This is a genomic window from Providencia heimbachae ATCC 35613 (assembly GCF_001655055.1).
GTDB lineage: Bacteria > Pseudomonadota > Gammaproteobacteria > Enterobacterales > Enterobacteriaceae > Providencia > Providencia heimbachae.
In genome coordinates, this window is record NZ_LXEW01000031.1 from 132,016 (window position 1) to 144,412 (window position 12,397).

Genomic DNA, 12,397 nt, shown 5'->3' on the forward strand with positions numbered 1-12,397 from the left:
AGGAAATCAATTTCATTCTTAAAAATTAAAAATAAAATTAAATAAAAATTAAGTTTAATTAATAAAAGAACAAAAACAAAAGCTGCATACAATATCCAAATACTGCGTTTATTAAACAATTAATTAACATTTACATTGTGATTTTGATTAAAAAAGTAAATGGTAGATACGGCTTTTCAGATTCTAAAAAAAATAACAATACCTGCTATTGATAATATCAGTCGAACTACGATTAGAGAGTTATTTATGACAATACAAACATCTGAAATTACATCTGTATCCTCAAAACGCACCACATTTAAAGTTATGTTAGTTTGTTGGATGAGTATTTTATTTGAAGGTTATGACGTTGGCGTTATGGGCGCCGTTTTGCCAACATTATCTGAGTATAGAGAGTGGAATTTATCCCCAATACAATTAGGTGCATTAAGTAGTTATACCTTAGTCGGTATGTTTTTTGGCGCTTTTATTATCGGTACATTAAGTGAATTATATGGTCGAAGGCGCATGCTTTTAATTTGTGTAACGCTCTTTTCGTCCACAATGTTAGCGACCGCTTTAGCGCCAACACCTTGGTTTTTTGGTCTAATGCGTTTCATCGGTGGTGTTGGGTTAGGTGGCGTGATCCCCGTTGCCGCAGCACTCACCATTGAATACTCGCCAACCGAAAAACGCTCTTTTAATTATGCAATTATGTATTCTGGCTACTCTTTAGGTATCTTATGTGCCGCATTAGTCGCTATCTGGCTACTCGGCCAGTTTGGCTGGCGCGGCGTTATGATTGTTGGGTCGCTACCCTTACTACTTATCTGGCCAATGTCTCGGCTACTTCCTGAATCTATCGAATATCTCAGTAACCGAGGGTTACACGATAAGGCGAAAAAGTTAGCTCAGAAGCTTGAAATCACCTATCACGAACCCGTTAAACTGGAACAAAAGCGCCATAGTTTAAAAGAAGTCGTCGCAATCATTTTTTCAAAAGACTACTTGCGCGCTACTTGCTGTTTTTGGGTGGCGCTATTTTGCGGTGGATTTATTGTTTATGGCTTAAATACTTGGTTACCTTCAATCATGCGCAAAGAAGGTTACGACCTCGGTTCAAGCTTAACGTTCTTAGTGGTATTTAGCTTGTCTTCGGCAATAGGCGGTTTATTTCTCGGAAAAGTCGCCGACAAATGTGGTGCGAGAGGTACTGTTGCCTTTTTCTTCATGCTAGGTGCTCTAGGGATCGGTCTGATGGTCTTCAAACAAAGTATCTATATGAATTATCTGCTCGTCGGTATTGCTGGAATCGGTTGTATTTCCGCACCTTTGATTTTAACTGGCTATGTGGCACATTTTTACCCATCGAGTGTTAGGGCATCAGCGACAGGCTGGACTATGAGTATTTCCCGTATTGGAGCAATGTCAGGTCCTATGTTTGGTGCCTATATAGCCAGTTTAGGCGTCGCCAGCAGTTGGAACTTTGCGGCATTCTCTGCGGTCACCGTGATTGGCGGCATTGCCGTGATGTTATTACCAAACAAACGGCTGTAGATGGGGTAAACTCATAATCCCCTCAGGATATTAGAGGGGATTTATCCGCAGATTTTATTTCCAAAAACGATCTATTTGCGCACGTAAGGCTTCGGCGGTGGATTTTCCTTTATCCCCCACTAAAGCACGCCCAGCAATAAATGCTTTTGCTTTAATTCCTTCAAATAAATGAATATCTTCCGGTACAATTCCACCCGTTATCGATAGTTCGAGTCCTAAATCTGAAAGTTGGTGCATTTTGGTCAAATCATCAGATCCCCAACCCACTCCAGCCAGCTCTGCATCTCTTGAACGATGATAAATAGCTTGTTTAATACCTAAATTAACCCATTTTTTGGCATCATCTAAAGTCCAATTGCCATATAACTCAATTTGTATTTCACGATTAAACTCATCAGCAATTTTCTTGCATGCCGCAATCGTGGCAATATGCGCCGCAGCAGATACCGTGATCCAATCCGCTCCCGCTTCAAATGCCATACGCGATAAAATTGCCCCACCGTCTGTCGTTTTCATGTCACAAACAATAATATGTGATGGGTGGTCTTTGCGTAACGTTGTGACCGCATTCATTCCCTCAGCAAAGGCTAAAATAGTACCAATTTCAATGATATCCACAAAGGATTCCACATTATTGGCAACTTCAATCGCATCATTGAGATTCGTTTGGTCTAGCGCAATTTGAATCAGAGGCTTAGTCATATGATTATCCTAATATTTTTTAACGTATTAGATGGGAAAGCCCACCCTAGTTGTTGTCTGTTGGGCAAGTGATATCCGCACGAGCTCTAACGCCAACACCTTTACCTAATGTTTATAAAATGAATAGAAACTTAGGCCAATGCCTCATCGATAACCTTATAAACATCTTCGGTATTGATACAACGGCGAATTTTGTCGAGATCAATCCCCGTTTCACTCTCTTCATCATCCAAAATCTGGGTTACTTCCATTAACCCTTCCATATGTTCATCTGAAGAACTGCCCGCCAAGGTAATCAACACATCCACTGGCTCATTTTCCCCCTCAAATAAAATAGGCTCCTTAAGGGTTACAAGAGCAAATGCAGTCTTTAAAACACCATTTTCAGGGCGGGCGTGAGGTAATGCTAAATTAGGAGCAATACAGATGTAAGGACCTAACTCCTTAACACTATTAATAATTGCTTCATGGTAATCAGGTAGAATAGCGCCAGAGGCAATCAACATATCAGTACCGATTTTGATCGCATCCTGCCAATTATTTGCCGAGACTTGTAGCTTAATTGAATTATTATCAATCAATGATTGTTTAAAACCCATGACATGCTCTCCTTGGGAATGTTGAATTTTAATGACCTATTTTTATTCAAACTTAATTATTAAATTTATTTCGACCCACTAAAATTATTATGAATAATATCGAGTAACTCGTCGCCAAATGAGTGTGGATTCAACATATTTTGCACACCTAGAACGAACTTACCTTCTCCCGCATCCATTTCGGCAGAAAGGTGTTTTGATGACACAATAATGTCTGTATTCGCCAACTTAGATTTGTAATCCGATACCGCACAGGAATCCATGACATGAGGAATACCTTTGCTTTCTAGGTATTTAGCAATTTTCATCTTCATCATCATTGATGAACCTTGCCCATTACCACACACAGCGAGAATACTGACAGGTCTTGCACTACTATTTGATAGTACATCTATTGGTGCAACAGGTGCGCACTCTTCAGGTTGGACATTCTTAGCGATTACAACGTCAGCCACTTGCGCATCTTCCTCTGCACGTAATCTTTTCGATGCAAAATACATGTATACAAACGATAGAGCGATAATGACAAAGAAGAAATATTTAGAGAATGAAAGTCCTTGCATCACTGGCGGGAAGACTAACGCCCAATCAGCCATTCCCATCCAACCACTAAAATTGGTATCTTGCTGACTAAACAACTGGATAGCCCATGCAGAGCCCACAACTTCGATGATCCCCATGACAAAACAGATTTTCATCACCGCTTTCCAACCGCCAAAGTGGTTTGCAAACACCCCAATAGTCGCGTTCGAAAAGAACATCGGAATAAAGCCAGGAATAATCATGATCGGGGAACTGAAGACCAACATAATCAGCACTGCCGTAAATTGCCCTAATGCCCCCCACATAAAACCAAACACCATCGCATTTGGCGAAAATGCATAGATAGCGGCACAGTCAATTGCAAGCACTGCATTGGGGATAACTCGCTCAGAAATTCCTTTAAATGCTTCTGAAAGTTCAGCAACAAACATACGAACACCGGTCACAATAATTTGAATTGCAACGGCAAATCTCAAACCTGTTTCTATAACATAGATACTCCAATGGGTTTTACCAGCCATATCCTGCAAATTGGTTAACCCGAAGGAAAGCAATATAATGCCGAAGAAAATTGTCATCACTATCGCTGTTGCTGCGATACTGTCATGGAAAATATGCAGCCATTTTGGTAATTTTAAATTATCAACGCTATCATTTTTATCACCTAACTTCGGCGCAACTTTGGTTGCTATCCATGAAGCAAACTGCTGTTGGTGACCAATAGAAAACCCTGCGCCTCCCGTCACTGCTTCAGTAGGCTTAAACATGATATTGGATGAAATTCCCCAATATAACGCCATCAAAATAGCGGAGTAAATAATGGTTTCCCACATACTAGTTCCGAGTACAAAGTAGAATACCGCGATTAATCCGGCTTGCTGGAACATGATATGCCCAGTCAGCATGATGGTGCGAATACCTGTAATACGACGAAAAAGCACAAGAAGGATATTAATGGCGAGGGCAATTAGAACGGTATATCCCACCCATGAATAGTTATCTCCCATAGTCTCCATGGTTGCCATCATTGAGGTATAGGGGTCAATCACTGAACCGGTGAGATTATGGTACTCTGACATTTTTGCAATGACAGGTTTAAAACTAGAAACTAACGTATCGGCACCGACCTGTACTAACATAAAACCGACAATAGTTTTGATTGTTCCTTTGAGGATGGTGGTTCCATCTCTTTTTAGTAGCCAATAGCCAATGAATGTTACTAAACCCAGTAATAGAGGGGCTTTAGTCATCACTTGGCTGTAAAAAATATAGAATGCATTGTACAAAAAATCCATATTTTCACCCCTAAATCAAATTAAATTTGAATTATTATCTAATTAAAAAAATCACCCTGATCACAGACAAGCATTATCACGCTATAATCAAACAAACCATTAATTCAATCACTAAAACGCACATTACAATCACAAGTAATCATATTGAGCTCATTTATGATTGTTTTATTTAACGCTTTTTGACCAGAAAAAAACCGTACAATTGTTGCACAGATCACAACAAATATAATAAAACATTAAATTACAATAGATTATATAATTAACTTAACATGAGACTATTTTTATTTTTAGCTAGTTGACAATATTCATCATGATCATTAGAATCAAATCTAATCATTTTTAATCATAACTTGTCATAACTAAATGCTGAAAATGATTATACATAAATAAGGTTCTAGATATGAATGAGACACAAAGACATTACGAAATATTGTCTTTACTTAAAGAGAATCAAATAATTAACGTATCTTTTATTACGGATCATTTTAAGATTTCTCCCGCAACTGCACGTCGGGATATCGCTAAGCTCGATGAACAAGGAAAGTTAAAAAAAATACGTAATGGTGCAGAACGCATTGAAGAAAAAAAATACAAGTGGTCTCCACTAAACATCAACAGTACCGACCACTACGAAGAGAAGTCTCAAATAGTCGTAAAAGCAGCAGAGCTTTGCCAACCTGGGGATAGCGTAGTGATCAACTGCGGTTCCACTGCCTTTCTTCTTGGGCAACACCTGTGTGGCAAAAGTGTGCAAATAGTCACTAATTACTTTCCTCTTGCTAACTATTTAATAGAAGAAGAACACGAGGATGTCGTACTGATTGGCGGGCAATATAACCGAGCACAAGGTATTTTTCTGAACCCAGCCCTCAATACTTTAATAGGTTATGCCGGTAACTGGATGTTCACTTCTGGAAAAGGTTTAACAGAAATAGGGTTGTACAAAACCGATATGCTGACTGCAGTTGCTGAACAACAAATGCTCGATCGTATCGATAAACTGGTCGTCGTCGTCGATAGTTCAAAAGTGGGAAGTCGTACTGGCATGCTATTTTGTCCCACTGATAAAATTGATTATCTGATCACAGGGAAAAATGCCGATGCCAATATTATCCAAGCGATTGAAGCTCAGGGCACTCAAGTCATACTCGTATAATTAAATTTAACTATTTAATTCAATAGATTAACGATTTTATTATATATTTCGCCTTATTTTCATTAATAAGGCGCTCATCCCTTACATTTGAAATTCTAGATAAAAAAGGTGTTGCTATGAGTAAAGTAAATGAAATTACCCGTGAGTCTTGGATTTTAAGCACATTCCCTGAGTGGGGTACATGGCTCAATGAAGAGATCGAAAAAACAGTTATAGAACCAAACACATTTTCAATGTGGTGGCTTGGATGTACTGGTATTTGGTTGAAAAGCGCAGGTAACACCAATATTTCTATCGATTTTTGGTGTGGTACAGGTAAAAAAACCCAAAAGAATCCACTCATGAATCAGCAGCATCAAATGATGAGAATGGGTGGTGTTGAAGCACTACAACCGAACCTACGCACCGCCATTTTTCCACTCGACCCATTTGCAATTAAAGACGTTGACGCCATTTTAGCGTCCCATGACCATGCCGACCATATCGACATTAACGTTGCTGCGGCAGTACTAAAAAACTGTGGTGAGCATGTGAAATTTATTGGTCCACAAGCCTGTGTTAATTTATGGATAGGCTGGGGTGTACCGGAAGACCGTTGTATCATTGCCAAAGTAGGAGATGTTATTGACATTGGCGATATGAAAATCCGCGTTCTTGACTCTTTCGACCGTACCGCACTCGTGACTCTCCCCAAAGGTGTTTCTTCCTATGATAAAGAAATTTTAGACGGTATGGATGAGCGTGCGGTTAACTATCTTATCGAAACGACTGGCGGCACAATTTACCACTCTGGTGACTCCCACTACTCAAATTACTATGCTGCACATGGTAACCGTTACAATATCGACGTCGCATTGCTCTCGTTCGGAGAAAACCCTCGAGGTGTGACCGATAAAATGACCTCATCAGATATTCTTCGTGCCGCAGAATCCTTAGACTGCAGCACAGTGATCCCATTTCACCACGATATTTGGGCAAACTTCCAAAATGACCCTCGTGAAATTGAAGTACTGTGGAATATGAAAAAAGAGCGCCTGCAATATACATTTGCACCTTTCTTCTGGCAAGTAGGTGGTAAATACACTTATCCAACAGATAAAGGTCGCATTCATTATCAGCACTTTAGAGGCTTTCAAGATATATTCAAAAACGAACCAGAACTGCCATATAAAGCATTCTTATAATCGTCTTTTATGAAAAATAAATGCCTGTGAGGAGATAATCTAATCAGGCATTTTGCTATAAAAAAATAAAGCTAAAAATATTTTGCATCTACTGCATCCAAATCCATTTCCTTGTCGTCTCTATTCAAGACATTCAAATACAAACAAGGAAATATGGCGAGCGCCATGATTTGGGCAAAAGACAGAACTACAGGGCAAATATCATTATTAGGGCACTTCAGCGAACTACAATCAGTCCGCCTACTCACTCCGACGGAGTGGCAAATGATAAAAAATAGTGGTGAATTGTTTATTACCGAAAATAACGACCCTAACAGTAAAATATTGTTTAAAGGTGCATGTATTGAACTGCTCGATACATCCAAGCTAGATAATACATAGCTAACTCAGTTACTCTGAAGCCAAAAGGTCAGTTCCGATAATAACGGTACTGACCTTTAATATTTAAGGAATAACACCCATCAATTTAAACCAAAAATAATCGAGAGGAACTAAAAAAACAAACGTCATAACAAATAGGATAAAACATAAACGGATCCCATCCATTAGAGGTACTCTCCCCATTCCCATCGCCACCACAATTGGAGAAGCTTGGTAAGGTAATAATGGCGTTGAATAGCCAATCACTTGGATCATCAAAACAGCAATCAATGGTAGGCCCGTTGCTGTAGAAAGTGATTCTGCTAGCGGCGTATACAGTGCCGGCACTCCATTAGCGGTAACAATAAAGTTTAAGCCACTCGTTAGCCCAACTAAACTACCAAAATCCATCAAAGGGCTATCAGGATCTAACGGCAACATTTTTTGTAAGTAATTTCCCAAAACCATTCCAACATTTGAATAACTGACTAATGTTGCTAAACTCAGGATCCCTGCCACATAGATACAAGTTCGAATATTCACCGCTTTCGCAAATTCATCATTAGTAAGAAAACCGATTTTTGGCAATAAGCATATGCAAGCCGCAACTAAGCCAACCCATGCAGGTGAAACCCCATGAGTGGTATCTGTGACCCAAAATAACAGCGTAATCGCCAACAAAGCCCCTAACTTTTTCTCGTCACGGCTCATGGGTTTTAATATTTTTTGCTCAGTAATTGGTTGAAGCTTTGCCGGAAATAGAAAATAAATACATCCAACAATCAATGCCCCTTTCACTAGCCCCAAAATTGGCATATGAAGGAATAAGTAATTCAGATAGGATAATTTAATGCCATAGGTGGTTTCCACTGCTCCCGCCATCACTAGATTAGGCACATTAGCCGGTAAAACTGTCGCTGAAAGTTGAAAAGTACCGAACCCGACGGCTAACGCCAAACCAATCCGCCCACGACTGCCGCTTTCTAATCCAACTTTATCCGCAATCGCCATCACTATCGGCATTAGTAGCGCAATTCGCCCCATATTTGATGGCATAATAAATGCCAGCCCATAGGCTAGGAGCACTACACCAATAATCAATTTCAGCCACGACTGGGTAAATCGCCCCGATATCTGCTGGGCAATACGTTCCGCCAGCCCCACTTTATTAATAGCAAATCCAAGAATAAACCCGCTAAGAACTAACCAAAATGCCTCTGAAGTAAACCCTGAAAATAGAATACTTGTAGGTGCCAAGTGTAAACATGCAGCAGTAGCAAAAAAGAGTAACGCCACCAAATATTCAGGCAGTTTTCCTGTCGCCCAAAATCCAATGGTTACCGCAATAACCACTGCACTTAGCCATTCTAATTCTGTCATCTACTTTGCCTTTTTATAATTTTTAATGGTCAGAACCTATCATCGAAGACTTATCGTTCAATATGACACCCAGAAAATAGGGTATCACCTAAAATTGAGCGTAAATAATTAATCAATAAAATATAGTCGAATTTTTATCATTTAATCGCTTTAAAGCTTATACATTAAATACAATATTTACATTGGCCAAAAAAATAAAAAACCGGTGTAACTTTATAGGTTACACCGGCTATGTCTTATTGTTGGTTAACAATAAAGTTGCTAACAAATAGATTTGTAAACCATTGATTTTAATGGGGCGCGATTATATCTAATAAAAATAAAGTTGTTAATTTTTAAGGCTCTAAGGAATAACCCCAACAAAAATATCACAATAAAGTTGTTAACAAATCAATATCACGTACTATATATGGGCGATGGCAATTCTGGATAAGCCCGATAGATATGTAGAAACACTCTATCCGTAATATCGGAAATTTCATCTTCTTCGTACTGCTCAATAGGCAGCCCCGTTCTCTCGTCATAAAGAAAATCATAAATCTGCTGCTTTACCGCATCCCGCGATGATTCTTTCTGCTGCCAATTAGCGACCTTCAGTCGCTCAGCCTTAAGTGTCGAAAGTAAAGCCGTCGCCACTTGCTTAATCTTCGCTATCTCTCTAGGTTTCAAATTTGGCTTGCTCAGTAAGTCAAACAACACTAGAGACTCTTCGTCCACTCCTTCCCTAAGCGCACGTTTTTCTTCATGCGAAAGTTCTTCATTGAACTTTATGAGCGCCTCAAATGTCTTCTCAATTACAACGCGATCTTTTTCCTGATTGTATTCTCTAACAAGTTTTTCGTAGTGCTCTTGATAATCTGTGCGTAACGGATTTTGCATCATTAAGCGAGCAAGTTTATTCTCAACAGCATGCTTCAGAGATTGCACGGTTGTATTTTTTCGTTCTGATTTTGCAAACTCCTGGCGCAAACGTTCAAAATCGATCTTGCTAATATCGTAAATTCGCTCGCTATCCGGTTTTGGCTCTTTGATTTTAAATGTAGTGTCTATACTACCGTCAACGATTTCATACAGCTCTTTCATGATATCGGAAATATCAGCTTTCTCTTTATCTGCCTGTAAACTCTTATAAAGAACATTAATAGCATCACGCAGATCACGATAATCATTAATACCCGGCACGTTGATACAAGCCTTGAATTTGTTGAATACCTCTCTGGCAATCACTTCAAATCGTTTTCTGGTTTCATCATTTATATTGATGACTTCTTTGGCCTGTGCAATCGCCGCATTCTTGGCAAATCCAGTTTCGGTGATTATTCGACTCAATTCAAAATCATGCTTCCGTAAAAACTCAGCGGCAAAACTAATCGACTCATTTAGGCTTTCTAAAAGTTCCTCATTGGGTTTGGCTGGTTCATTTTCACCTTCTTCACCACCATGCCCTTCGTCACCTGCACCAGCAAATGTTGCCAGCGCTTTACGTAAGTTTTTGAATATGCCGCTGTAATCGACAATCAAGCCATTGTTTTTGCCTTCCGCCACACGATTTGCCCTAGCAATGGCCTGCATTAAAGTATGAGCCTTAAGGGGTTTGTCTAAATACAGAGTGGAGAGTGTTGGTACATCAAAGCCTGTTAACCACATAGCACAAACAATCGCGACTCTGAAAGGGTGTTCGTTAGCCTTGAACGCCTCTTCCATATCCAAACGCGAGCCATCCTGTAACTCAAAACCTGTTTTAATTAGCAGGCGATGCGGTCTAATATCCAAATCCCACTTTTCAAACTTCGCAACCTCACCCTGTTCCTCACTAACCACAACGGCCATCAGCGTTTCTTTCATCCACGCCAATTGTCGTTCTCGCCAAGCTAAATCTTGCTCATCTGCGGCCGATGAAAGCTCTTTCTCTTTTGCTTTAATTTCTTGCAGCCAATAAAAGTCGATCAGTTTGTGCATTCGCACGCAGGTGATTTTATCAAGGCAAACAAACATGGCCTTGCCCGTTTCCCAACCATTGGCATAATGAACAACAAAATCTTGAGCAATCTGATCAAGCCTGCTAGTTGAAGTAATGATGTGGTAGTCGCGTTTAAGCTCACGCTCCAATCGTTGCTGTACATCCACATCATCAATTTCTAGCTCTTCAAGTTTTTCTGCTATGCGCTCATTAATTCCTTTGGGGTCAGCTACTGTATGCTCGTTACCATCCTCATCAGTAAATATTAATTCTTCACCACGAGCATCGTAATACAAAGGTACCGTAGCTTTATCTTCAACTGCACGTTGAAAATCATAAGTGGAAACATAATCACCGAATACCTTCTTGGTTATCTCGTCATCTTTGAACAATGGAGTGCCCGTAAAGCCGATAAAGCTGGCATTAGGCAGAGCATTACGCATATTTAGAGACAACGTTCCGTACTGTGTGCGGTGAGCCTCATCGGTTATAACAATAATGTCATCGCGTACAGAATAAGGCTTCAGAGGATCAATTTTTTCATTAAATTTTTGAATCAAAGTAAAAACAAAAGCTTTCTGCTGGCCTATTAGTTCTTTAAGGGTTTTACCACTATCGGCACGACATGGGTCTTTATCATTGTCGACGACGCCACTTCCTGCGAAAGTTTTATAAATCTGCGTATCGAGATCTTCCCGATCAGTCAGCACTACAAAGGTATAATTCCCCCCCAACTTTCGATGCACCATCTGCGCAAAAAATACGATTGAATAAGATTTCCCTGAACCTTGGGTATGCCAAAAAACACCCAATTTACCCAAACGTTCACCACGATTAATAACCGCATCTATGGCTCGACTGACACCGAGATACTGATGATTGCGGGCGACAATTTTCACTAGCCGTCCAGAACTTTGGTCGAACAGGGTAAAATTTTCAAAGATATCCATGAGGTTGGTTTTGGAGCAGGTACCTTTCAGCAGGGTTTCCATATCCACAACACCAGGCTCGTTCTCTTTTAATCGCTTCCAGTCATTGAAATGCTCAAATTTGCTGGAGACAGATCCAATCTTGGCATCAATACCATTTCCCAAAATAATGAAAGCATTGTGATAAAACAGGTGCGGAATAGTGTCTTTATAATCGGCGAGGTTTTGTTCGTAGGCAGCCCTAATATCCTTGTGGACGTTTTTCACTTCCATAAACAGTAGCGGAATACCATTCACAAACCCAACCAAATCAGCTCTACGACGATAAATATCGCCCTTAACCCAAAACTCACGTACTAATAAAAAGTGATTGTTTTCATAATTATCAAAATCGAAAAGACGTAGACGTTTCTTTACCCGATCACCTTTATCATTGAGGTAGCTGACTTCCACCCCATTCTTGTGCAACAAATATTTTTCTTTATTAACAGCAAGAATATTGGTTGAAGATGGCATTTCGCAAACAAGACGAAGTGCCTCTTGGTAAACCGCCTCTGGCAAACCAGGGTTCAACGCTATCAGCTTCTCTCCTAAGTATCGGGTAAGAACAACGTCCTTCTCTGACTCTCGCCCAAAGTCCCCTTCTTTGCCTAAACGCTCATACATGCCCATGACAGAGGCATCCCACTGTAATTCATTTAATAAGTAATCGGCTGTTACTTGTTGAACCAGAGTATCTTCTGTCATCGCCAT

General features: G+C 39.9%; 9 protein-coding genes. 4 read left to right on the forward strand and 5 right to left on the reverse strand.

Annotation, left to right across the window (positions count from 1 at the left end; genetic code table 11):
* The first annotated feature begins 246 nt into the window (after positions 1-246).
* On the forward strand, positions 247-1,536 hold the full coding sequence (locus tag M998_RS10720; protein ID WP_068908783.1) for an MFS transporter: 1,290 nt from the start codon (positions 247-249) through the stop codon (positions 1,534-1,536).
* A 54-nt stretch (positions 1,537-1,590) separates the two neighbouring features.
* Here the strand turns inward: M998_RS10720 and M998_RS10725 are convergent, their stop codons facing one another.
* From M998_RS10725 to M998_RS10735, 3 genes are all read right to left on the reverse strand, one after another.
* On the reverse strand, positions 1,591-2,238 hold the full coding sequence (locus M998_RS10725; RefSeq protein WP_068908785.1) for a 3-keto-L-gulonate-6-phosphate decarboxylase UlaD: 648 nt from the start codon (positions 2,236-2,238) through the stop codon (positions 1,591-1,593).
* A 131-nt stretch (positions 2,239-2,369) separates the two neighbouring features.
* Positions 2,370-2,837: a PTS sugar transporter subunit IIA gene (locus tag M998_RS10730; RefSeq protein ID WP_068908787.1), complete on the reverse strand. Its 468-nt coding sequence runs from the start codon at positions 2,835-2,837 to the stop codon at positions 2,370-2,372.
* A 65-nt stretch (positions 2,838-2,902) separates the two neighbouring features.
* A complete protein-coding gene (locus tag M998_RS10735) occupies positions 2,903-4,675 on the reverse strand; it encodes a PTS ascorbate-specific subunit IIBC (protein WP_068908789.1) in 1,773 nt (590 codons plus the stop codon).
* 400 nt (positions 4,676-5,075) lie between these two features.
* Between M998_RS10735 and ulaR the strand changes: the two genes are divergently transcribed.
* From ulaR to M998_RS10750, 3 genes are all read left to right on the forward strand, one after another.
* Positions 5,076-5,831 carry an HTH-type transcriptional regulator UlaR gene (gene ulaR / locus M998_RS10740; protein WP_068908791.1) on the forward strand — a complete coding sequence of 252 codons (756 nt, stop codon included), beginning with the start codon at positions 5,076-5,078 and terminating at the stop codon, positions 5,829-5,831.
* A 116-nt stretch (positions 5,832-5,947) separates the two neighbouring features.
* Positions 5,948-7,015, forward strand: a complete 1,068-nt coding sequence (ulaG, locus tag M998_RS10745) for an L-ascorbate 6-phosphate lactonase (protein WP_068908793.1) — start codon at positions 5,948-5,950, stop codon at positions 7,013-7,015.
* Between the two features lie 165 nt (positions 7,016-7,180).
* Positions 7,181-7,396: a hypothetical protein gene (locus M998_RS10750; protein WP_145980636.1), complete on the forward strand. Its 216-nt coding sequence runs from the start codon at positions 7,181-7,183 to the stop codon at positions 7,394-7,396.
* 63 nt (positions 7,397-7,459) lie between these two features.
* Here the strand turns inward: M998_RS10750 and M998_RS10755 are convergent, their stop codons facing one another.
* On the reverse strand, positions 7,460-8,755 hold the full coding sequence (locus M998_RS10755) for an SLC13 family permease (RefSeq protein WP_068437834.1): 1,296 nt from the start codon (positions 8,753-8,755) through the stop codon (positions 7,460-7,462).
* 396 nt (positions 8,756-9,151) lie between these two features.
* Positions 9,152-12,397, reverse strand: coding sequence for a type I restriction endonuclease subunit R (locus tag M998_RS10760; protein WP_068908796.1), 3,246 nt, complete (start codon positions 12,395-12,397; stop codon positions 9,152-9,154).

Coding starts and splice junctions, on each gene's coding strand:
- M998_RS10720 (WP_068908783.1), top strand. CDS start 247: ATGACAATACAAACATCTGAAATTACATCTGTATCCTCAAAACGCACC.
- M998_RS10725 (WP_068908785.1), bottom strand. CDS start 2,238: ATGACTAAGCCTCTGATTCAAATTGCGCTAGACCAAACGAATCTCAAT.
- M998_RS10730 (WP_068908787.1), bottom strand. CDS start 2,837: ATGGGTTTTAAACAATCATTGATTGATAATAATTCAATTAAGCTACAA.
- M998_RS10735 (WP_068908789.1), bottom strand. CDS start 4,675: ATGGATTTTTTGTACAATGCATTCTATATTTTTTACAGCCAAGTGATG.
- ulaR (WP_068908791.1), top strand. CDS start 5,076: ATGAATGAGACACAAAGACATTACGAAATATTGTCTTTACTTAAAGAG.
- ulaG (WP_068908793.1), top strand. CDS start 5,948: ATGAGTAAAGTAAATGAAATTACCCGTGAGTCTTGGATTTTAAGCACA.
- M998_RS10750 (WP_145980636.1), top strand. CDS start 7,181: ATGATTTGGGCAAAAGACAGAACTACAGGGCAAATATCATTATTAGGG.
- M998_RS10755 (WP_068437834.1), bottom strand. CDS start 8,755: ATGACAGAATTAGAATGGCTAAGTGCAGTGGTTATTGCGGTAACCATT.
- M998_RS10760 (WP_068908796.1), bottom strand. CDS start 12,397: ATGGCGATGACAGAAGATACTCTGGTTCAACAAGTAACAGCCGATTAC.